The sequence below is a fragment of the Mesorhizobium sp. BR-1-1-10 genome, assembly GCF_020165595.1.
GTDB classification, from domain to species: Bacteria; Pseudomonadota; Alphaproteobacteria; order Rhizobiales; family Rhizobiaceae; genus Mesorhizobium; species Mesorhizobium australicum.
Genome location: NZ_JAIUIL010000010.1, coordinates 78,708 through 100,511, shown reverse-complemented (window position 1 = coordinate 100,511; position 21,804 = coordinate 78,708). Strand labels below are relative to the sequence as shown.

25 protein-coding genes are annotated in these 21,804 nt (G+C 62.5%); 18 read left to right on the top strand and 7 right to left on the bottom strand.

Annotated elements, in window-relative coordinates; translation table 11 throughout:
* Positions 1–6: 6 nt before the first annotated feature.
* Complete coding sequence (locus LB555_RS21805) at positions 7–417, bottom strand: Kazal-type serine protease inhibitor domain-containing protein (protein ID WP_015316108.1); 411 nt, start codon at positions 415–417, stop codon at positions 7–9.
* 584 nt (positions 418–1,001) lie between these two features.
* On the opposite strand from LB555_RS21805, the gene LB555_RS21800 reads away from it, so the two are divergent.
* From LB555_RS21800 to LB555_RS21790, 3 genes are all read left to right on the top strand, one after another.
* The gene (locus tag LB555_RS21800) at positions 1,002–1,214 is read left to right on the top strand and encodes a cold-shock protein (RefSeq protein WP_006202520.1); all 213 of its coding nucleotides are present in this window, start codon (positions 1,002–1,004) and stop codon (positions 1,212–1,214) included.
* Positions 1,215–1,532: 318 nt separating this feature from the next.
* Complete coding sequence (locus tag LB555_RS21795; protein ID WP_008877668.1) at positions 1,533–1,745, top strand: cold-shock protein; 213 nt, start codon at positions 1,533–1,535, stop codon at positions 1,743–1,745.
* Between the two features lie 186 nt (positions 1,746–1,931).
* The gene (locus LB555_RS21790) at positions 1,932–2,366 is read left to right on the top strand and encodes a BA14K family protein (RefSeq protein ID WP_015316107.1); all 435 of its coding nucleotides are present in this window, start codon (positions 1,932–1,934) and stop codon (positions 2,364–2,366) included.
* Between the two features lie 88 nt (positions 2,367–2,454).
* On the opposite strand, the gene LB555_RS21785 is transcribed toward LB555_RS21790, so the two are convergent.
* From LB555_RS21785 to LB555_RS21775, 3 genes are all read right to left on the bottom strand, one after another.
* Entirely contained in the window at positions 2,455–3,093 is a 639-nt protein-coding gene (locus tag LB555_RS21785; protein WP_224592810.1) for an MBL fold metallo-hydrolase, read from the bottom strand.
* A gap of 136 nt (positions 3,094–3,229) precedes the next feature.
* Complete coding sequence (locus LB555_RS21780) at positions 3,230–3,547, bottom strand: hypothetical protein (protein ID WP_015316105.1); 318 nt, start codon at positions 3,545–3,547, stop codon at positions 3,230–3,232.
* A 145-nt stretch (positions 3,548–3,692) separates the two neighbouring features.
* Positions 3,693–4,586 (bottom strand): branched-chain amino acid aminotransferase, encoded by an 894-nt coding sequence (locus LB555_RS21775; protein WP_140617704.1) that lies wholly within the window; start codon positions 4,584–4,586, stop codon positions 3,693–3,695.
* Between the two features lie 259 nt (positions 4,587–4,845).
* Between LB555_RS21775 and LB555_RS21770 the strand changes: the two genes are divergently transcribed.
* The 4 genes from LB555_RS21770 (at position 4,846) to LB555_RS21755 (ending at position 8,920) form a co-directional block, all read left to right on the top strand.
* The gene (locus LB555_RS21770) at positions 4,846–5,379 is read left to right on the top strand and encodes a MarR family winged helix-turn-helix transcriptional regulator (protein ID WP_015316103.1); all 534 of its coding nucleotides are present in this window, start codon (positions 4,846–4,848) and stop codon (positions 5,377–5,379) included.
* Positions 5,366–6,085, top strand: a complete 720-nt coding sequence (locus LB555_RS21765) for a response regulator (protein WP_023770265.1) — start codon at positions 5,366–5,368, stop codon at positions 6,083–6,085. The genes LB555_RS21770 and LB555_RS21765 overlap by 14 nt, the downstream gene beginning before the upstream one ends.
* A gap of 146 nt (positions 6,086–6,231) precedes the next feature.
* Positions 6,232–7,647 carry an ATP-binding protein gene (locus LB555_RS21760; RefSeq protein ID WP_015316101.1) on the top strand — a complete coding sequence of 472 codons (1,416 nt, stop codon included), beginning with the start codon at positions 6,232–6,234 and terminating at the stop codon, positions 7,645–7,647.
* 250 nt (positions 7,648–7,897) lie between these two features.
* Positions 7,898–8,920: a glycosyltransferase family 4 protein gene (locus LB555_RS21755; protein ID WP_224683718.1), complete on the top strand. Its 1,023-nt coding sequence runs from the start codon at positions 7,898–7,900 to the stop codon at positions 8,918–8,920.
* A 60-nt stretch (positions 8,921–8,980) separates the two neighbouring features.
* On the opposite strand, the gene LB555_RS21750 is transcribed toward LB555_RS21755, so the two are convergent.
* The 3 genes from LB555_RS21750 to LB555_RS21740 form a co-directional block, all read right to left on the bottom strand.
* Complete coding sequence (locus tag LB555_RS21750; RefSeq protein WP_224529397.1) at positions 8,981–9,340, bottom strand: tRNA-binding protein; 360 nt, start codon at positions 9,338–9,340, stop codon at positions 8,981–8,983.
* Positions 9,341–9,355: 15 nt separating this feature from the next.
* Entirely contained in the window at positions 9,356–9,856 is a 501-nt protein-coding gene (locus LB555_RS21745) for a YbjN domain-containing protein (RefSeq protein WP_015316098.1), read from the bottom strand.
* 319 nt (positions 9,857–10,175) lie between these two features.
* On the bottom strand, positions 10,176–10,478 hold the full coding sequence (locus tag LB555_RS21740) for an accessory factor UbiK family protein (protein WP_015316097.1): 303 nt from the start codon (positions 10,476–10,478) through the stop codon (positions 10,176–10,178).
* A gap of 223 nt (positions 10,479–10,701) precedes the next feature.
* Here LB555_RS21740 and LB555_RS21735 point away from each other — a divergent pair, with 223 nt between their 5' ends.
* The 11 genes from LB555_RS21735 to LB555_RS21685 all read left to right on the top strand — a co-directional run bounded on the left by LB555_RS21735 (position 10,702) and on the right by LB555_RS21685 (position 21,643).
* Positions 10,702–10,944, top strand: coding sequence for a BrnA antitoxin family protein (locus tag LB555_RS21735; RefSeq protein WP_224592816.1), 243 nt, complete (start codon positions 10,702–10,704; stop codon positions 10,942–10,944).
* A gap of 145 nt (positions 10,945–11,089) precedes the next feature.
* Positions 11,090–11,950 carry a prolipoprotein diacylglyceryl transferase gene (gene lgt / locus LB555_RS21730; protein WP_140664831.1) on the top strand — a complete coding sequence of 287 codons (861 nt, stop codon included), beginning with the start codon at positions 11,090–11,092 and terminating at the stop codon, positions 11,948–11,950.
* Entirely contained in the window at positions 11,947–13,035 is a 1,089-nt protein-coding gene (locus tag LB555_RS21725; protein ID WP_224683717.1) for a class I SAM-dependent methyltransferase, read from the top strand. Before lgt ends, LB555_RS21725 begins: the two co-directional genes overlap by 4 nt.
* Positions 13,036–13,138: 103 nt before the next feature.
* On the top strand, positions 13,139–13,933 hold the full coding sequence (gene pgeF / locus LB555_RS21720) for a peptidoglycan editing factor PgeF (RefSeq protein WP_224683716.1): 795 nt from the start codon (positions 13,139–13,141) through the stop codon (positions 13,931–13,933).
* On the top strand, positions 13,933–15,084 hold the full coding sequence (locus LB555_RS21715; protein ID WP_224683715.1) for a M24 family metallopeptidase: 1,152 nt from the start codon (positions 13,933–13,935) through the stop codon (positions 15,082–15,084). The genes pgeF and LB555_RS21715 overlap by 1 nt, the downstream gene beginning before the upstream one ends.
* Before the next feature lie 43 nt (positions 15,085–15,127).
* Positions 15,128–15,754: a hypothetical protein gene (locus LB555_RS21710; protein ID WP_224683714.1), complete on the top strand. Its 627-nt coding sequence runs from the start codon at positions 15,128–15,130 to the stop codon at positions 15,752–15,754.
* Between the two features lie 155 nt (positions 15,755–15,909).
* Positions 15,910–16,845 carry a ribose-phosphate pyrophosphokinase gene (locus LB555_RS21705; RefSeq protein ID WP_015316090.1) on the top strand — a complete coding sequence of 312 codons (936 nt, stop codon included), beginning with the start codon at positions 15,910–15,912 and terminating at the stop codon, positions 16,843–16,845.
* 280 nt (positions 16,846–17,125) lie between these two features.
* Positions 17,126–17,569 (top strand): spore coat U domain-containing protein, encoded by a 444-nt coding sequence (locus tag LB555_RS21700; RefSeq protein WP_224683800.1) that lies wholly within the window; start codon positions 17,126–17,128, stop codon positions 17,567–17,569.
* A 21-nt stretch (positions 17,570–17,590) separates the two neighbouring features.
* Positions 17,591–18,310 (top strand): molecular chaperone, encoded by a 720-nt coding sequence (locus LB555_RS21695; protein WP_224683713.1) that lies wholly within the window; start codon positions 17,591–17,593, stop codon positions 18,308–18,310.
* A 22-nt stretch (positions 18,311–18,332) separates the two neighbouring features.
* Positions 18,333–20,693, top strand: coding sequence for a fimbria/pilus outer membrane usher protein (locus LB555_RS21690; protein WP_411970784.1), 2,361 nt, complete (start codon positions 18,333–18,335; stop codon positions 20,691–20,693).
* Positions 20,684–21,643: a spore coat protein U domain-containing protein gene (locus LB555_RS21685; RefSeq protein ID WP_224683712.1), complete on the top strand. Its 960-nt coding sequence runs from the start codon at positions 20,684–20,686 to the stop codon at positions 21,641–21,643. Before LB555_RS21690 ends, LB555_RS21685 begins: the two co-directional genes overlap by 10 nt.
* Positions 21,644–21,804 lie beyond the last annotated feature (161 nt).

The following is a 21,804-nucleotide window of genomic DNA, read 5'->3' as shown; positions in this document are numbered from 1 at the left end:
AGAATCTCAGCACGGCCCCTCGCCGACGATGCGGTAGTCCGAGGCCCGCGCCTCGCAGGCGTTGGGGAAGGTGCGCATCTCTCCATGCCGGCGGGCGCACACCGGAGCATATTCGCGGGTGCAGAACGTCTTCTCGCCACCGCCATCACCGCCATCACCGCCGTGACAGGCGCCGTCACGCACGATGCGGTAACCCGCCCGATCGGCCAGACAGGCATTGGCGAAGGTCTGGCGATCTCCGCCGCGCCGGGCGCAGACCGGCTCGTATTGCTTGGTGCAGAATTGCGGTTCAGGGCGCGGCGGACGCGGTCGCGGCCCAGGTCCGTCATCGACGACGACCGTGCAGGCGGCAAGAATTGCCGACAGGAAAAGGACGGCAAAAACCTGCCGTGAAAAGATCGCCGCAAGAAACCTCATGATCGTCTCTCCCTCGATCCCCGTCCCGGTCCGTACCGCCCAAGACTGCGTGGCGGTTCGTTGATGATGATATCGATCAAAACAAGATTTGGATCAGTCACCCAATGGCGTGAGCGTCGTCATTCCACCGCCAATTGCAACCCTTGTTTGCGGCTTCTGTAGGAGAACGACACCCGAACCGATGGGCCCCAGCCGCGTCCCCGGCAATCGTCGCTCCTGGCCCATCCATGACCGGTGCTGTGGGCCGATGACCCTTCCGCCAACGAAGCCTATTTGCGGCCGGTCGACGCTTTGATCGGTCGATTTTTGCGTCGGGATGCGCCAAGGGCGGCGGCCCGCGGCGCTATCTTGCAACCTTCACGTTTCCGTGCGATAAATTCTGTGTTCGGGCATTTGCGACCCGGAGAGCGGAACGTTTTGGACGACCTTTCCCCGATACTGTGAATCTCTGACGGCCCCGTTTTTCGGCGGGGGGTTTGACCATGCGCCAATGCATGACTGCCGAAAGCAACCACCAGGAACTGCCCTCGACGCCAGGTGGCGGGCAGGACCACCAAGACTGAACGGGTGAAGGAGTTTCCCCAATGGCCCAGACCGGCACCGTTAAATTCTTCAATGCGACCAAAGGCTTCGGTTTCATCACGCCCGACGGCGGCGCCAAGGACGTGTTCGTCCACATTTCAGCGATCGAGGCCTCGGGCCTGCGCACGCTCGTCGATGGCCAGAAGGTCACGTTCGACGTCGAGCCGGACCGCATGGGCAAAGGCCCGAAGGCGGTCAACCTGCGCGCAGCCTGAGCGATCGGCGCGCGCGCATCCCAGGCGGATGGGCGAACGAGGAGCTTGACCAGCACCTGGGCAGGCAGACGGATTTTTGAAAGGCGCGGCGGTTTTCGCCGCGCCTTTTTCATGTCCGCCGCGCAGCGCAGACGCATCTCATCCGGAAGTTCATCCCGGGTCCGGGCCAATGACGCGCATCAAAACAAGCACTTAAAGCGACGTGCTTTAAGTGCCAGCAAAACTTTCTCTTGCCGATAGCGCTAAAATAAAGGACAAATTTGCATTCGGGCATTTGCCGGCCCGAGACTGGAGTTTATGGGATCAAAGGAGCTTCCCATGCCGCAGACCGGCACCGTCAAATTCTTCAACCATGCCAAGGGCTTCGGCTTCATCACACCCGATGATGGCGCGAAGGATGTCTTCGTCCATATTTCGGCCGTGCAGGCGTCGGGTCTCCCCGGTCTCGAAGATGGGCAGAAAGTGACATTCGACACCGAGCCGGACAAGCGCGGCAAGGGACCCAAGGCCGTCAACCTGTCGGTCGGCTGAGCCGGCTTCGGACCGGCTCCGACAGTCAGGTCCGCGCCGAAAGGTGCGATTTTGAGGCGGTGAAAGAATGCGTGCGGCCAAATTTTCGTTCAGCCCCCGTTCAGCCACGGTCCCATATTAGTCATTCGTAAAGCCGGACTGCATCCCCTGCAAGAAACTGCACGGTCCGGTACGAAGGAGACCAAGATGAACCGCATTTTCAAGACAGCTGTGCTGTCCGCAGCCGTGGTCGCCACCACGCTGGGGACCTTCTCGGCGGCCAATGCCGATGACTGGCGCCGTTGGCACCATCACGGCCATGGCCATGGCGATGCCGTGGCAGCCGGCGTTCTCGGCCTTGCCGCCGGCGCATTGATCGGTGGCGCATTGGCCAATGACCGGCCACCGCCCGATTCCGACCGTTATTACGATGACGGTTACTACGATCGTGACGTGCGGGTGCGCCCTGCCCCGGTCCGCCGCTACTACGCGGAACCGCAGGTGGTCTATGCCGACCGTTACGCCGAACCGTGGACGCGCGGCTGGTACGAGTACTGCTCGGACCGCTACCGCACCTTCAATTCCCGTACCGGCACCTTCACCGGCAGCGACGGTGAACAGCATTTCTGCACCGCAAACTGAGGCTTCCCTGCCCCAAACAAAAATGCGCTGACCGCAAGGCCAGCGCTTTTTTGCTGTCGGTTTGTTGGGCTTCCGGCAGCGATCTCATTCAGGTCAAAAACGGGTTGGTTCGCCGTTCCTCGCCAAAACGCCCGCCGGGGCCATGGCCGCAGATGAAGCCGATGTCGTCGCCGAGCGGCAACAGCTTGTTTTTGATCGAGGCGATGAGGGCCGCATGGTCGCCGCCGGGCAGGTCGGTGCGGCCGACCGAGCCGCGAAACAGAACATCGCCGACATGGGCGAATTTGGCGGCGCGGTTATAATAGACGACGTGGCCCGGTGCGTGGCCGGGACAATGCAGCACCTCGAACACATGGCCGCCGAACGACACCGTCTCGCCTTCGGCGAGGAACCGATCGGGCACGCAGTTTCGCACACCGCCGATGCCGTAGCGCCTGCCCTGGTTTTCCAGATTGTCGAGCAGCATCTTGTCGGCTTCATGCGGGCCGATGATCTCGACGCCGAGTGCTTCCTTCAGTTCCATGGCGCCGCCGGCATGATCGATATGACCGTGCGTGATCCAGATCGCCTCGGCCGCGATCGCGTTGTCCTTCAACGTTGCCAGCACCTTGTCGATGTCGCCGCCCGGATCCACGACGACGCCATGCTTGTCGTCCATGTCGAACAGGATGGTGCAGTTCTGCTGGAACGGTGTGACCGGCACGATGCCGGCATTGAGCTGACCCATGATCGTCCTTTCGCTGTGTCAGCGATCATGTAGAGGCATCGCTTAAAACCGTCCACAGCCGGAAGGCCAAACAGTGCGTCTCCAAAGGAATGGGCGGCCGAAGCCGCCCATTCTGCGAAGCCCGAGATCGGCAGGCTTATTTCTTCATGGCGCCCATGACCGCGCCGAGAATGCCGGTCAGGATCGCGCCACCGCCGGCGCCACCGACGATGTTCTGCAGGTTGAGCGCGCTGCCCAGGCCGCTGGTCGCCGCCGCGGCCGCGTCAGGACTGATCGCACCGCCGCCAAGCAGGCTGCCGAGGATCGCCGCGCCGCCGACACCGCCGATGGCTCCGCCCAGGATTTTGGGAAGCTGACCCATTGCCGCCGTCTTGATCGCCGCGCCGACCGCCTGACCACCAATGATGCCTGTGATGATCTGAATGATGATCGGAAGAAGCGTGTTCATGTCCATATGATTAGTCCCTCCATAGCTGCCAGCCTCCCGGGCCGACACCATCATGAGACGCCGAATTGGAGGAAAGTCAAATGCAGAAACGCTGAAATAAAAGGGGCGGCCCGAAAACCGCCCCTGCTTGCGCGAAAAGCTGTGACTATCGTTATTCTGCGGCGATAGCATGCTTGGGTTGAACGGCGATAGAATAGTCGTTCATGAGATTCTTGGCGATCTCGCCGACTTCGAATCGGTAAGGGCCGATCTCCGAAACCGGGGTTACTTCCGCTGCCGTTCCGGTCAGGAAGCACTGCTCGAACCCTTCCAGTTCTTCCGGCAGGATGGCGCGTTCGATGATCTCCAGGCCGCGATCCCTGGCGAGTCCAATGACCGTGCGGCGGGTAATGCCGTCGAGGAAGCAATCGGGCTTGGGCGTGTGGATCTTGCCGTCCTTGACGAAGAAGATGTTGGCGCCCGTCGCTTCGGCGACCTGGCCCCGCCAGTCGAGCATCATGGCGTCGGCATAGCCCTTGGCCTCGGCGGCATGCTTGGACATGGTGCAGATCATGTAGAGGCCGGCGGCCTTCGACCGCGACGGCGCCGTGCGCGGATCGGGCCGGCGCCATTCCGCCACATCGAGACGGATGCCCTTCAGCTTCTGCGCCGGGTCGAAATAGCTCGGCCATTGCCAAATGGCGATGGCGACGTTGATGCGGTTGTTTTGCGCCGAAACACCCATCTGCTCGCTGCCGCGCCAGGCGATCGGCCTGACATAGGCGTCCTGGAAGCCCTGCTTCTTCAGGAGCGTGGTCGACGCGTCGTTGAGCTCGGCCACCGAATAGGGAATCTTGAAGCCGAGCAGGCGTGCCGATTCATGCAGGCGTTCCGTATGCTCGTTGAGCTTGAAGATCTCGCCGCCATAGGCGCGCTCACCCTCGAAGACCGCGCTGGCGTAATGCAGGCCGTGGGTCAGCACATGAATCTTGGCGTCCCCCCACGGGACGAACGCGCCATTCATCCAGATGAAGCCGTCCAGTTGATCGAAGGGAACGGATGCCATGGTAACCTCCCGCGGGTCGCGACCCGCATATCCTAGTGTCGTTGCGTGTTCTTTTGGCAGCGCCATGTGGTTGGAGACGCCGGCCGGTGTCTGGAAGCGTAAGCGGATAATCGCGCCCTGGCAAACTCAGGAAGTTCCGGAAAAACCGGCTTGCCTCGCCTTTTCGTTCGCAATCCGCCCAAAAGCTTGTCAAAAATTACCATTGCAGGGAAATTACGTCAATAGTACTGACATAATCTCCTGTTCCCATGGAGAAATGATGACGGACAAAAGCCCAGCTGCCGGAAAACCGATCAGGACCGCAATCACCAGCGAGGACGGCATCGACTTCGCCATCATCGAACTCTTCTTCTTCGCCTATCGCGACTTCACTTCCGATCCCGATCAGATCCTGGCCGACTACGGCTTCGGCCGCGCCCACCACCGCGTGCTGCATTTCGTCAACCGCCGGCCGGGCCTGACCGTCGCCGAATTGCTCGACGTGCTGAAGATAACCAAGCAGAGCCTGGCGCGTGTGCTGAAGCAATTGATCGACACCGATCACGTCGTGCAGTTGCAGGGCCCGCGCGACCGTCGCCAGCGCGAACTCTATCCGACGGCCAAGGGCCGTGCGCTGGCGCTGGCGCTGGCGCGGCCACAGTCACGCCGCATCCGTGCTGCATTGGAAGATTCCGGCGCCACCGAACGGACCTTGGTGGAACGCTTCCTCGAAGCAATGGTCAATCCGGAACTGAGAGCTCAGATCGACGTTGGGTCCGCAAAAATGTCAGGGAAAAGCCATGGAGAGCACTGAGAGGGTCGACACCGCGGCCGCACCGGATGACGACGCACCACATCTGCTCGTGGTCGACGACGACACCCGCATTCGCAATCTTCTCAAGCAGTATCTGACCGAAAACGGCTTTCGCGTCACCGTCGCCGGCAATGCCGGCGAGGCCCGCCGCAAGCTCGCCGGCCTCGATTTCGACCTGCTCGTGCTCGACGTGATGATGCCGGGAGAAAGCGGCGTCGATCTCACCAAGGCGCTGCGCGCCGAGAAGAACGTGCCGATCCTGATGCTGACGGCCTTGTCGGAAACCGACAGCCGCATCTCGGGGCTCGAAGCCGGCGCCGACGACTACCTGCCAAAACCCTTCGACCCGCGCGAGCTGATCCTGCGCATCAACAACATCCTGCGCCGTGGCGGCCCGGCGGCGACGCCCAAGGTCGAGCAGCTGGTGTTCGGCCCCTACACCTTCCAGATCGCCAGGCGCGAACTGAAGCGAGGCGGCGAGGCGCTGAAGCTGACCGACCGCGAACAGGAGATCCTGGCGATCTTCGCCGCGCGCGCCGGCGAAACCATCCCCCGCCACGAACTCGTCGGCGACGATTCGGAAGTCGGCGAGCGCACCATCGACGTCCAGATCAACCGGCTGCGCCGCAAGATCGAGCGCGATCCGTCCAATCCGGTCTGGCTGCAGACCGTGCGCGGTATTGGGTATCGGCTCAGCGTGGAATAGAATGCCGGCGGCGGCCCAAGTGCATGGTCCCGAAAAGTGGGAACCGGTTTTCGGAAAAGATCATGCTCCAACAAAGAGTTGGATCAGGATGACGATTCAGCCAAACGTCATCCCGACCCAATACCGCCGACGGATGAAAAGAGCCAATGGCGACCACGGAACTGGAACAGCCGGACAATGACGGTTTGAGTGCACGCGCCACACGGTCGCTCAAGGCGGTGCCGCGCATCTGGAACCGGTTCTGGCGCCTGGTTTCGCTTTACATGCCCAAGCGCCTCTATGCGCGCTCGCTGATCATCGTCATCGCGCCGATGATCCTTTTGCAGTCGGTCGTCGCCTTCGATTTCATGGAACGCCACTGGGCAACCGTGACGCAACGCCTGTCGCAGGCCACCGTGCGCGACATCGCCGCCATCATCGACCTGATCGAGACTTATCCGCACGACGCCGACTACGCCAACATCATCCGCATCGCGCAGGATCGCATGCAGCTGAAGGTCGATCTCCTGCCGCCCGATCCGCTGCCGCCTCCCGGTCCAAAGCCGTTCTTCTCTATCCTCGACGATGTTCTCTCCGCCGAAATCACCCGGCAGATCAACCGCCCCTTCTGGATCGACACTGTCGGCAATTCCAACATCATCGAAGTGCGCGTCCAGCTCGAGAACAAGGTGCTGCGCGTCTTCGTGCGCCGCAGCCAGGCCTATGCCTCCAACACCCACATTTTCCTGATCTGGATGGTCGGCACCTCGCTGGTGCTCCTGATGATCGCCATCCCCTTCCTGCGCAACCAGATCCGGCCGATCCTGGCGCTTGCCGAGGCCGCCGAAAGCTTCGGCAAGGGCCGGCCGATGCCGCGCGATTTCCGCCCGCGCGGGGCCGAAGAGGTGCGCCGCGCCGGCTTTGCCTTCATCCAGATGCGGGAGCGCATCGAGCGCCAGATCGAGCAGCGCACGGCCATGCTGACCGGTGTCAGCCATGATCTCAGGACCATCCTTACTCGCTTCAAGCTGCAGCTGGCGCTGGCCGGCGGCAAGGCCGAGACCAAGGCGGCGCTCGACCAGGACATCGAGGACATGCAGTCGATGCTGGAAGGCTATCTCGCCTTTGCCAAGGGCGAGGCCTCGGAGGACCCGGGACGTTTCGATCTGGAAGCCTATTTCCAGAAGCTTGGCGAAGAAGCGAACTTGCGCAAATGCAGACTGTCGACGACGCTTTCCGGCGATCCGACCGTGCATGTCAGGCCGAACGCCTTCGCGCGGCTGCTGTCCAACGTCATCGGCAATGCCTTCCGCTATGCCCGCACCGTTGAGGTCACCGCCGACCACGGCCGCGGCTCGCTTCTGGTCACCGTCGACGATAATGGGCCAGGCATTCCGGCCGACAGGCGCGAAGACGTGTTCAAGCCCTTCGTGCGGCTCGACGAAGCCCGTAATCTCGACGCCAGCGGCACCGGGCTCGGTCTGTCGATCGCCCGCGACATCGCCCGCAGCCATGGCGGCGACATCACGCTCGACGACAGCCCGATGGGTGGCCTGCGCGCGGTGATCAAGGTTCCGGCCTGATTTCTATTTGGCATGATCTTGCCTGAAAACCGCTTTCGACTTTTCGGGATCACGGTCTGCTTCATCCGCCCGTCATGAAACCATGGTCAAGAGCGCGCATGAAGCGCGCGACCGCACTTGATTCGTCCTTGCCGCCTCACTTCGATCCCGTACCCGTCAGGGTGCGCTGGAGCGAAGCGAGGGCGGCCGCATGGTCGCCGTTCCGGCATCGTTTCAAGGCAACCGCCGACCTCCGGAGCAAAGGGCCGCCATGCGCATAGTGATGGTCACCGACGCCTGGCGCCCGCAGGTCAACGGCGTCGTCCACACGCTCGAGCGGCTCACCGAGACCCTGAAATCCTTCGACGTCGCGGTCGAGTTCCTGACCCCGAACATCTTTCGCACCCTGCCCCTGCCGACCTACCCCGACATCCGCCTGGCGCTGACCACGCCCGGCCATGTCGCGCGCCTGATCGACGGCTACAAGGCCGACCACATTCACATCGTCACCGAAGGACCGCTTGGCATCATGGCGCGGCGCCATTGCCGCAATGCCGGCCGGCCGTTCACCACCAGCTACCACACCCGCTTTCCCGAATATCTCAGCGCCCGCCTGCCGGTGCCGGAGAGCTGGGCCTATCGCTGGCTGCGCGATTTCCACAATTCGGGCCAAGGCACGCTGGTCGCCACCCAGTCGCTCGCCGACGATCTCACGGCGCGCGGCTTCAACAAGCTGAGGCCCTGGACGCGTGGCGTCGACACCGAGCATTTCCGGCCCGACAAGCGCAAGGACCTCGGCTTCCCCGGACCGGTCTTCCTATGCGTCGGCCGCGTCGCCATCGAAAAGAACCTGTCGGCCTTTCTCGACCTAGACCTGCCCGGCAGCAAGGTGATCGTCGGTGAAGGGCCCGAGCTTGCCAAGCTGAAGGCGAAATATCCTAAGGCGCATTTCCTCGGCCATCGCCCCAATGACGAACTGGCCGAAATCTACGCCTCCGCCGACGTCTTCGTCTTTCCCAGCCGCACCGACACTTTCGGTAACGTCATCATCGAGGCGCTGGCCAGCGGCACGCCGGTCGCCGCCTACCCGGTGACCGGGCCGATCGACATCGTTGGTGATGGTGTCGGCGGTGCTGTTTCCACCGATTTGCGCGAGGCCGCGCTGGCCGCGCTCGACGTCAGCCGCGACCAGGCCCGCGAGCGCGCCATGCGCTACAGTTGGAAGGCCTGCGCGGAAATGTTTCTCGACGCGGTCGAGGAAGCACTGGGAAAGACGCGCAAGCTGGCTGCCTGATCCGACAGGCCGGCGGGGACGCCAAGGAACGAGGCGGTATTCTGTTTGACCTCGGAAAGCCTAGAACAGCCTGCCGCCATCCGGCACCTTGCGTTCGATAGCGCCCAACACCACGGCGCCCTCTTCATCGGGAAAGCCGAGCGTCAGCACTTCCGACATGAACGGGCCGATCTGGCGCGGCGGGAAATTGACCACCGCGAACACCTGGCGGCCGATCAAGGTCTCGGGCGTATAATATTTGGTGATCTGCGCCGAGGACTTCTTCACTCCGATCTCGGGCCCAAAATCGATCTTCAGCTTGAAGGCCGGCTTGCGCGCCTCTGGAAACGGTTCGGCCTCGACGATCGTGCCGGCACGGATGTCGACACGATCGAAATCGGCGAAGCTGATTTCAGGCTTGCGCTCGTTGTTTGAACCCATGTCGAACGCTTCTGCTCAGGCGTTGCCGAAGGTCTCGAACAGCACGCCGGCCAGCGCGTCCTTGGCCGAGGTTCCCGACCAGACGACGAACTGGAAAGCCTGGAAATAGCATTCGCAGGCTTCCAGCGCCGAGGACAAAAGCACCTCGACCTGCTGGCTCGAGGGTTCGACCCCGCCAGCGAGCAGCAGCGACTGGCGGAACATGATCGCGCCTTCCTGCTCCCAGAGGTCGAAATGGCCGAACAGCATCTGTTCGTTGATCAGCGACAACAGCCGCATCACTTCCAGCGTGCGGGCTTCCGGCACCTTGATGTCGAAGGCGCAGGCAAGGTGCAGCGCCTCGAAATCCTCCATCCACGAGAAGGAGACGTGATAGTCGGTCCAGCTGCCGGCAACCGAGATCGAGATTTCGTCATCGCCGGCCCGTTCGAAGGACCAGTCATTGTTGTGGGCCACCTGCTCGATCACATCCACCGGATGGATTTCGCGGGAAAATTCGAGTTCGAGAAGTTCCATGGAATGCTTCCTGTGTTCAGGGGGAGCGCCACACGCTCCGCGGGGCACACACGACGAACAATCTTGTCTAGAACTCGGACGGCCGGGACTTATCAACGCAAAGACCCCAGACCGAACCCCACCGCCCGGTTGCATGACCATGCTCCGAATCATGCAACAAATTCAGTCTATTGATCGGGAGTCGCGTGAACAGCCCAATTTTTCGCACTGCGTCATTCGCATGTGGAAAGGTGCCTGTCACAAAGAGTCACGCAATGCCGGTAAGCGATTCACGGCAAAGCGATTTTCAGGCTGGTGCTTTGTGGAAAAGTTTAACGAATTATTTTTTCGGCTTGGGCTTCGCCGGCGCCGCAGGTGTGGCCTGACCGGTCAGCTCGGCGATCCTGGCCTCGAGCGTCTCGATGCGCGAGGCGAGCCTGCCGTTTTCTTCCCTCGCCTTGGCGGCCATCTCGCGCGCGGCCTCGAACTCCTCGCGCTGCACGACATCCATGGAGTTGAGGATGCGTTCCGCCTGGCCCTTGAAGGCCGTCTCCACCTCACGCCGCACACCTTGAGCGGCACCGGCCGCATCGGTCATCAGCTTGGCGAATTCATCGAGAATGCGGTTCGGTCCGGTCGACATGGCAAATCCTCGCTTGCTTGATTTGAATTAGTGAGGTGGCGCGAGGAATGCAAGAACGTTGGGGTCCGAGGCGGCCTCCGCGCTGCTATGGCGCACGGCCCGCATGATGGGCGCGGGTCCTGCAGGAGCCTCTCGAACGGCTCCGAAGCTGTACTTGGTAGCGGCAACTCGCCTATTGTAAGGCCCTCGTCTCCCTTCACGCACGTTTCAATCAGGATCACCAATGGCAACGCCCCCGCGCAGACCGACAAATCCGACGGAAGCCGCCGAAGCAGTCTTCAAGCCGGTCAAGAAACCGGCCGCGGCCCCGCCTCGCGAACCCTCCACCGCACCGAATGCCCGCGAGCTTGTCTCGATCAGGATCGACCGGGCCGTGCTCGATCATTTCCAGGAAGATGGTCCCGGCTGGCAGGACAGGATCAACGACGCCTTGCGCGAAGTGGTGGCCGCCAAGCCCAGGGGGTAAGCACGGCTTCCCCGGCGACGGAGCTGGAAGCGAATCTGTTCCCGGACCCGAATCTGTTCCCGCAGCATTGACGCCCGTGACCTTGCCTTGACCCTGCCAAAACCCTGCCGCATGGTCCGCGCCGATCGCAACCGAGAGCTCCCCGTTGAACGAATATTTCCTGCTGCCGCTGGCTTCGCTGCCTTTTCCCAATATCAATCCGATCCTCGTCCAGATCGGGCCGCTGGCGGTGCACTGGTACGGCATCGGTTACATCGTAGGCATCCTGTTTGCCTGGTGGTATGCCAAGCGGCTCGCCGCCAATCCTAAACTCTGGCCCGACGGCGTCCTGCCGATGAAGCCTGAGGATCTCGACGATTTCATTGTCTGGGCGGCCATTGGCGTGGTTCTGGGCGGCCGCACCGGCTATGTCCTGTTCTACGACCTGGCGCGCTATATCGCCCATCCGCTCGACATCTTCGCTGTCTGGCAAGGCGGCATGTCCTTCCATGGCGGCCTGCTCGGCGTCATCCTCGCCATGACGCTGTTTTCCATGAAGCGCGGCATCCGCACCTGGTCGCTGTTCGATGTCGTGGCAGCTGGCGTGCCAGTCGGTCTCGGTCTCGTGCGCGTCGCCAACTTCATTAATTCCGAGCTCTGGGGGCGGCCCACCGATGTGCCCTGGGCGATCGAATTCCCCAATGGCGGTCCGTTCACCCGCCATCCGAGCCAGCTCTACGAGGCCTTGCTCGAAGGGCTGGTGCTGTTTGTCGTGCTGCGCATTCTTACCCATTCGCGCCTCAAGCTGAAGACACCGCGCTTTGTCGGCGGCGCCTTCATCTGCGGCTACGGCCTGTCACGAATTTTCGTGGAGTTCTTTCGCGAGCCCGACCAGCAGCTCGGCTATCTCCTCGGCACCAACTGGCTGACCATGGGCATGATCCTGTCGACGCCGATGGTGCTGGCCGGCATCTGGGCGATGGCGACGGCCAAGCCGGTGACGCAAGCGCAGCCGCAGGCGACATGACGCGGCTGAAGGCTCGTATCGTCGATCTGATCGAGGCGGTCGGTCCGATGCCCATCAACGAATACATGGCGCTGTGCCTGTTCGATCCGCGCGATGGTTATTACACCACGCACGAGCCGTTCGGCGCGGCCGGCGACTTCATCACCGCGCCGGAGATCAGCCAGATGTTCGGCGAACTCGTCGCCGTCTGGCTTTATCAGGCTTGGGCGGCGATCGGCCGGCCGATGCCGGTCACCGTCGCCGAGATCGGCCCCGGCCGTGGCACGCTGATGAAGGACATGCTGCGCACTCTGTCGCGGCTCGATCCGGCCTTGGCCAATGGCGCCGCCTTCGCCATGATCGAGACCAGTCCGCGCTTGGCCGAGATCCAGAAGCAGACGCTTGGAGCGACACCCTTCGCGATAGACTGGCATGAAGCGATCGAGACCCTGCCCCATCAACCGCTGTTGATCGTCGGCAACGAATTGTTCGATGCCGTGCCGATCCGCCAGTTCATCCGCGCCGGCGCCGACTGGCGCGAGCGCATGGTCGGCCTGGGCGATGCCGACAATCTTTGCTTCTTCGCCGGCGCCGGCTCGGTCGACCCGACGCTGCTGCCCAGGGATGCGGCCGACGCGCCGCAAGGCGCGATCGTCGAAATCGCGCCCGCCCGCACCGCCTTGATGGCGGCGATCGCCGAGCGCATGGCGGCTCATGGCGGCGCCGGGCTATTCCTCGACTACGGCCATCTGCGGCCCGGCGTCGGCGACACGCTGCAGGCCTTGCGCCGGCACAATCACGAAGATGTGCTGGCCAATCCCGGCGAAGCAGACCTTACGTCCCATGTCGATTTCGCCGCTCTTGCAGCGATCGTGCGCGCGCATGGTCTCGATGCCCATCTGTCGACGCAGGGCAATTTCCTGCTCGGCATGGGCATTCTTGAGCGCGCCGGCCTGCTGGGCGCCGATGCCGGCCAGGCGGCACGCGACAACATATCGGATGCCGTCGAACGGCTCGCCGGGCCGCAAGCGATGGGCGAACTCTTCAAGGTCCTGGCCGTCGTTCCACGCGACGTCTCCGTCAGGCCCTTCGCAACGGCGGATTGACTTTTCGTCGCTACCCCTCCCAATCTCCCGTCCGGTAAAAGAGCCGCCGGACTGCCGGCCGCTTTTCCTTGACGAAACCGCCCACACGGACAACAACGCCCGCATGCTCAATCAGACCAAACCGGATCCCATTCGGTCGCCGCTGCTGGACAAGGCACAGGCACAAGGCATCCGCCACGGCTATTTCACCCGCATCGGCGGCGTCTCCACGGGCATCTACCGGGGCCTCAACATCGGCACCGGGTCGGATGACGACCAGGCACTGGTGACCGAGAACCGCGCCCGTGTCGCCGCCTGGATAGGCGTGCCCGCAAATCATCTGCTGACCGCCTGGCAGGTCCATTCGCCCGACGTCATCGTCGCCAGGGAACCCTTTGCCGGCGAGCGGCCAAAGGCCGACGCCATCGTCACCGACCGGCCGGGCATCGCCATCGGGGCCTCGACCGCCGATTGCGGCCCGGTTCTGTTCGCGGATCCCGGCGCGCGCATCATCGGCGCGGCGCATGCCGGCTGGAAAGGCGCTTTGTCAGGCGTGCTCGAAAACACCATTGCCGCCATGGAGCGCCTCGGCGCCCGGCGCGAAAACATCGTCGCCGTGCTTGGCCCTTCCATCGGCCCCGCAAATTACGAGGTCGGCCCCGAATTCGTCGCCCGCTTCGTCGAGGCCGACAGCGAAAATGCCCGGTATTTCGCGCCTTCGGCCCATGCCGGCCACGCTATGTTCGACCTCAACCGCTACACGATCGACCGGCTGGCCAAGGCTGGTGTGACGGCCGATGGCCTTGGCCGCTGCACCTATGCCGAGGAAGATCTGTTTTACTCCTACCGGCGCACCACGCACCGCAGGGAGCCCGATTATGGCCGGCAGGTTTCGGCAATCGTTTTGGAGAAGGTATAATGGCGCTGCATTTTGAACGATCCGAATTCGACGCGCGGCGCGACCGGCTGATGATAGAGATGGCCGAGAAAAAGCTCGACGCCATCCTGCTGTTCGCCCAGGAAAGCATGTACTGGCTCACCGGCTACGACACGTTCGGCTTCTGTTTCTTCCAGTGCATGGTGGTCAAGGCCGACGGCTCGATGGTGCTGCTGACCCGCTCGGCCGATCTGCGCCAGGCGCGCCAAACCTCGATCATCGACAACATTGTGCTGTGGACCGACCGCGACGGCGCCAATCCCGCGGTCGACCTGCGCAACCTGCTCAACGAACTCGACCTGCTCGGCGCCCGCATCGGCGTCGAATACGACACTCACGGCCTGACCGCCTACAATGGCCGCCGCCTGGACGAGCAGTTGCAGACCTTCGGCCAGATCGCCGACGCCTCCGGCATCGTCGGGCGGCTGCGCCTGTTCAAGAGCCCGGCCGAGGTCGCCAAGGCGGAAAAGGCAGCCAATCTCTCCGACGACGCGCTGGACGCGGCCCTGCCGCTGATCAAGCAGGGCGGCGACGAGGCGCTGATCCTGGCCGCCATGCAGGGCGCGATCTTCGCCGGCGGCGGCGACTATCCGGCCAACGAGTTCATCATCGGCTCCGGCGTCGATGCGCTGCTGTGCCGCTACAAGGCCGGCCGCCGCAAGCTCACCAAGAACGACCAGCTGACGCTCGAATGGGCCGGCGTCTTCCATCACTACCATGCGCCGATGATGCGCACGGTGCTGACCGGCAAGGTCTCCAAGCGCCATCAGGAGCTGTTCGACGCCGCACGCGCGGCACTTCTGGCCGTTGAAAAGGCGATGACGCCGGGCAACAGCTTCGGCGATGTGTTCGACGCCCATGCCCGCACCATGGAAGCGCACGGGCTGACCAAGCACCGGCTGAACGCCTGCGGCTATTCGGTCGGCGCCCGCTTCACGCCCTCCTGGATGGACATGCCGATGTTCTACCAGGGCAATCCCGAGCCGATCGCGCCGAACATGACGCTGTTTGCCCACATGATCATCATGGACTCCGAGACCGAGACGGCGATGACGCTTGGCCGCACCTACCTGACCACCGAATCCCAGCCGAAGCCGCTGTCCCGCCATGATCTCGACTTGATCGTGCAGTGAATCCATGATGGGAGGCGTTCTTCGCCAAGGAGTTAGAAGGCAAATGAGACGATCGCATGTGACGACCGTGTCATTGCTTGTGGCATTGGCTTTGACCGCCTGCACCAACGCAAAGGACGTCCTCGAACCTTCCGCCATCACCCCGCCGGCGGCCTCCGCACCGGCCGCGCAAGGCAGCGCTGCCGCCACCGTTTCCGCCCCGGCGCCATCCACGGCCGCGACGGCCACCACGACGGCGGGCGCGCCCGCGCCCATCACTTCGGCCCAGGCCGCCGCCATCCTGTCGAAGACCCGGCTGCAGATCGCGCCGATCGTCGGCGCTTCGGTGGACGCCGCCACGCCGCTGACGGCGGAACTGCAGACACGCGCCAGGCAGCGCGGCATCACGCTGGCCGGCAGCCAGGACCAGACCGCGACCCATGTGCTCAAGGGCTACTTCTCGGCGATGACCGAGGGCAAGGACACCACGGTCATCTATGTCTGGGACGTCTACGACCCCTCCGGCAACCGGCTGCACCGCATCAACGGCCAGATGAAGGCGCCTTCCACCGGTTCCCGCGACAGCGCGGGCGCCGACAGCTGGAAGTCGGTCTCGCCAGCCACCATGCAGGCGATCGCCGACCAGACCATCGACCAGTTTGCGGCCTTTCTCAGCGGCAAGGCGAGTTGAGGTGTTGCCAGCCGGTGATGCCGAACAGCTTTCTTAGGCTTAGCCGGCGGATTCACGATCTCGGCGCTTGCAATAGCCGCGCGGGCCGCTAAAAGCCCGGTTAAAAGGTGCAGGAGAGTCCGCCAGGCTTCTCCGTCCTCCACCAGGAACGGTGCATGAAACTCTTCGCGGGCAATTCCAACAGGGTGCTGGCCGAAGCGGTCGCCCGCTATCTCAACGTCCCGCTGGGCAAGGCCAGTGTCAGGCGCTTCGCCGACCAGGAAATCTTCGTCGAGATCCAGGAAAACGTGCGCGGCGAGGATGTCTTCATCCTGCAGTCGACCTCGTTTCCGACCAACGATCACCTGATGGAACTGCTCATCATGATCGACGCCTTCATGCGCTCGTCGGCCAAGCGCATCACGGCGGTTATTCCCTATTTCGGCTATGCCAGGCAGGATCGCCGCGCTTCCGGGCGCACGCCGATCTCTGCCAAGCTGGTCGCCAACATGATCACCCGTGCAGGTGTCGACCGGGTTTTGACGCTGGATCTCCATGCCGGCCAGATCCAGGGCTTTTTCGACATCCCCACCGACAATCTGTTCTCGGTGCCGGTGATGGCCCGCGACGTCAAGGCGAAGTACAAGCAACTCGGCAATGTCGTCGTCGTGTCGCCCGATATTGGCGGCGTGGTGCGTGCGCGTGCGCTTGCCAAGCGTTTCGACGCGCAACTTGCCATCGTCGATAAGCGCCGTGAGCGTCCCGGCGAATCGGAAGTCATGAACATCATCGGCGCGGTCGCCGGCAAGGATTGCCTTTTGATCGACGACATCGTCGATTCCGGCGGCACGCTGTGCAATGCCGCAGACGCACTGCTAGCCAACGGCGCCACCAGCGTCACCGCCTATATCACCCACGGCGTGCTGTCGGGCGGCGCGGTCGCTCGCATCAGCGGCTCGAAGCTGCAGGAACTGGTGATCACCGATTCCATCCAGCCGACGCAAGGCGTGCTCGACGCACCCAACATCCGCGTCATCTCGATCGCCGACCTGATGGGCGAAGCCATTTCGCGCACAGCGACCGAGGAATCGGTCTCGAGCCTGTTCGACTAGACTAGGCATATGCGCCGTAGCAAAATGTGGGGAAGCCGAGCGCGCCGGCGCTGTCGCGGCGATAGCCATCGCATATCGCACCGCAATGAAAATCCCCGTTCCGGCGTCGTAAATTGCACCTCTTAGTTGAATCGTCATTGGAGCTATGGCATTAAGCCACGAGGCAGGGGCTTCTGCGCGCGCTTTTCGTTGATCACGTGAGCGGGCAACTTGAGGGAGCACGCATATGAGGATTCTGCCAATCGCTTTATCGGCAAGCCTTTTGGCCCAACCGCTCTTTATGGCGTCGGCCTTTTCCGCGACAGCGACCGGAAACCTCAACGTCCGCATCACCATCCAGGCGGAATGCAAAGTCGTTACGGCCGCGGATCTGGATTTCGGCACGCGGGGTGTAGTCGACGCCAATATAGACCAGACGACAACGATCTCGGTCCAGTGCACGAACAGCACGCCTTACAGCGTCGGGCTGAATGCCGGGGGTGGCGCAGGCGCAACCGTGGCGGTTCGCAAGATGACCGGCCCGGCATCGGCCACGATCAATTATGCAATCTACCGGGATGCTGCCCGCACCCAGGTCTGGGGCAATACCGTCGGCACGGATGTGATCACGGGAACTGGCAACGGGTCGGCACAGAGTCTGACGGCCTACGGTCGGGTGCCAGCTCAGACCACTCCAGCGCCTGGCGTCTATTCCGATGTCGTCGCTGTCACCATAACCTATTGATCCAACCGGCAGGAGAACGCCATGCATTCCATCCTGAAAGGGATAGGTGGGGTCGTTGCTGCGCTGCTATTGGGCCTCACGGCTGCCGAGGCCGCGTCTCTGCGAGTCGCGCCGACGACGGTCGAGCTCATCGCGCCAGATAGCGCCACCGTCTTGAATCTTCGCAACGAAGCGCAACGGCCGCTCAATGTTCAGGTGCGGGTCTTCCGCTGGACACAGCAGGGCGGCTCAGAGCAGCTTGAGCCAACATCCGACGTGGTCGCGAGCCCTCCGTCGGCCCAGCTCTCATCCAACGAGGACTATGTGGTGCGGGTCGTCCGCGTTTCGAAGGCGCCCGTCAAATCGGAGGAGAGCTATCGGGTGGTCGTCGACGAGCTTCCGGATCCTTCACGCCGGAAAGCGGGAACCGTCAGCCAGCTCGTACGCCATGTGCTTCCGGTTTTCTTTCGAAACGCCGACGCACCCGGCGCCGATGTTTCGTGGAGTCTGGCGCGCTCCGGCGGCAGCCTGATGCTTGTTGCGCAAAACAACGGCGGCAGCAGGGTCAGGTTGTCGGACGTTTCCCTTTCGCAGGGTGGAAAATCGCTTGGCGGACGCAAGGGGCTGCTCGGCTATGTGCTTGGGGGAGCAACCATGCAATGGCCTGTGGGCAGGGCAAGCCGGCTCTCGGGCGGTGCAGTGACACTCTCTGCTCAGAGCGACTTCGGCCCAATCAGTGCGAGCGTTACGACCGGCCATTAGGATCGCCTTTGTCATAGGAGAATTGTTCGCTGTTTTGTCGTCCGCGCAAGCGGAGGAACTGGCAACCGACATTACAGATGCGGGCACGACTTCAAAGGCGTCGCGCGATCTATACCTTGAAGTTTTCATCAACAACGTTTCGACCGAACTGATCGGAAACTTCAAAGAGATCCCGGACGGCGGGCTCGCCACGACGGTAGAGGACCTGACGGAAGTCGGTCTCAAGCCTGCGGAAGCCGCAAGGACCGTGGACGGCCTTGTGCGCGTCGACCAGCTTCCGAGTGTAACCTATAAAATCGATGAGCCGGCACAGCGGCTTTACGTCACGACCACGAACGAGGCGCGGGCGGCGAAGGTGATTGACCTTTCAGCCGGCGAAAAAAAGGATCGGCTGAAACCCAAATCGGGCTATGGCGGCGTGCTCAACTACACGCTCTTTGCAAGCTCCAACACGCTCTTCGAAAAAGACACCGAGTTGTTCCAAGGGGTGTCAGGAGGCTTCGACGCGCGGCTCTTCAGCCCGTTCGGCACGCTCAGCCAGTCCTTCATTGGCGGTTACACCAACAACAGATTTGACGACTTCACCAGGCTCAACACGACATGGAGCTATTCTGATCCCGAGCGCTTGCTGACGTATAGGGCTGGAGATTTCGTTTCCGGCGGCCTTTCATGGACGCGGCCCGTCTATCTCGGCGGCTTGCAGGCCGAACGAAACTTCGCGCTGCGCTCCGATCTCGTAACGCTGCCTTTGCCGTCTTTCTCCGGGACCGCGGCGGTGCCGTCGACACTTGAGGTCTATACGCAGAATGCGCGCACCTATGCCGGCGATGTCGCCGCCGGCCCGTTCCAGGTCGTCAACCTGCCCGCTTTCACCGGCGCGGGGGAAGCGCGGGTCGTTCTGCGAGACAGTCTTGGCCGCGAAACCGTGGTCAACCTGCCCTATTACGCATCCAGCATGTTGTTGCGTAAGGGGTTGCTCGATTTCTCCGCCGAGATTGGCTACCCGCGCCGCAACTTCGGCGTCGAGTCCAATGACTATGACGATCGAATGATGGGGATTTTGAGCGCGCGCTACGGGCTCACCGATTGGCTGACGCTCGAAGGGCATGCCGAGGGCGGCGAGGACCTGCTGAATGGCGGGCTGGGTGCTGCATTTCCGCTCGGTCCTTACGGTGCGGCCTCTGTTGCTGTCGCCGGCAGTCATCATGATGGCAGCACCGGATCGCTCGTCAACGCCGCGCTTGAACTGAGCTGGGATGGATGGTCTCTCTATGGCCGGATCCAGCGCGCGTTCGGCGACTATGAAGACATAGCCTCGATAACGGCTGAACCGACCTTCGGCTCCAACGGTCTTCCGGTCTTCAGCGCCGGCGTTCCGCGCGCGATAGATCAGGTCACACTTAGCGTGCCGACGCCGCTCGATCTGTCCAGCCTCAACCTTTCGTACACTCGTCTGACGGATGCGGATGGCGAGCGCAGCCAGATTGTCGGCCTCTCCTACAGCCAACAGATTTTCAAGCGTAGCACGATCTATGCGACTGCTTTCAAGGATCTCGACGACAGGGACAGTTTCGGCGTTTTCGCAGGTATTTCCATTCCGTTCGGCGACGCCATCACGGCTTCCAGCGGGATCGAGCAGGGTCCCGATGGCCTCAATGTCGTCGCGGACCTGGTGAAGTCCGAGCGTCTTGAGGACGGGAGCACGGGCTTTCGGCTCCGAACCTCCGAAGGTGATGTACCAAACCGGTCCGTGGCTGCCAGTTACCGGTCACCATTCGCACGGTTCGAAGCGGGCGTGCAGCAATATGACGACGATTTCCGGGCCACGGCTCAGGTCGATGGTGCGATCGCAGTCGCGGGTGGCGGCGTGTTTGCCACGAACCGCATCGATGACGCTTTCGCGGTCGTCAACGTGGGCACGCCCGACGTCGATGTGCAATTTCAGAACCGGCCGGTCGGCAAGACCAACCGCCAGGGGAAGATCATCGTCTCCGATCTCAAGTCTTACGAGCCGAATACCGTGTCGATCGATCCGAGCAAGCTGCCGGTAGACGCCGATGTGCCGGCCACAAAGGAGGTCGTCGTCCCTGCTGACCGCAGCGGCGTTGTCGTCGAATTCGGCGTCTCGGAGAAGGCGGCCGCCGCATTGGTCTCCTTTGCAGATGCGAGCGGTGCGCCGCTGCAAGCCGGCTTGAGCGGCCACATGGAAGGCGCCTCGGAATCGTTCGTCGTCGGCTATGACGGCGAGGCCTATATCCGCGGACTGCAGGCGCGGAATGTTGCAGTCATCGGGCTTGACGACGGCAGTTCCTGTCGCGCGGAATTTTCATATCGACCAGCCTCCGGCACGCAAGTGACCATCGAGAACGTGAAATGCCAATGAAGATTCCAGAGCCGATCCTCCGCATTCTCATTGCCGCTCTCGTAATCCTTTTGCCGGCAGCAGCCTGGGCTCAGAGTTGTAGCTTTGGCGTCTCTGGCATGAGTTTTGGCCAAGTCGATACCTTGTCAGGTGCCCAGACCAGTTCCACGGCGACAATGAGCGTTAATTGCAGCGGTACGCCGCTGGCGCGCATTCTGATCTGTCCAAACCTCGGCACCGGCAGCGGTGGTGCCACGGCATCGGCCCGGCAGATGCTCAGCGGATCCAACATCCTCAACTATCAGCTCTATTCGGATTCGGCGCGCAGTGTTGTCTGGGGTGCATATTTCTGGCCCTATCCAGCACGCGCGCCGGCCTTGGCGCTGACGCTCGGTGTATTGGGCACAGGCTCGGGCAGCGCCACGGTCTACGGCGCGATTCTCGGCAGCCAGGGGACTGTTCCGCCGGGCAGCTATCTCTCGACTTTTTCCAGCAGCCACGTTGAATTCCGCTACCTGTATACAACCTCGAGTTCATGCGGCACCGGGACCGGGACTATCGCCCGGCCGAGCTTCAACGTGGCGGCTACCGTTGCAGCGAACTGTCTCGTCGGCACTCAGGATGTGGATTTCGGCCCCAAAGGGGTGCTGAGCGACAATGTCGATGCTACGGGCCAGGTCTCTGTAACCTGCACACCCGGAACTACCTACACCGTTGGCCTAAGCAATGGGCTGACCGGCACTGCCCCCACGACAAGACGCATGACACTTGGCACCCAGGCAGTCACCTATGGTCTCTATCGGGACGCCAACCGCAGTCAATCCTGGGGCAACACGGTCGGCACAAACACGGTGGCCGGCACAGGCGGGGGCACAGCGCAGAATCTGCCCGTGTATGGCCGCGTGCCGCCACAAGCCACGCCGTCACCCGGTGTCTACACCGACACGGTAGTTGTCACCGTTACATATTGAGGCAACCCGCATTTTGAATTCCGAACGGACGATGGTCCGGCTTCGTGTCTGGCGAAATGCACGGTTCGCATCCCGAATTCCACCGGATAATCGATCGCCGACCAGATGGGCGAAGCCATTTCGCGCACAGCGCCCGAGGAATCGGTCTCGAGCCTGTTCGA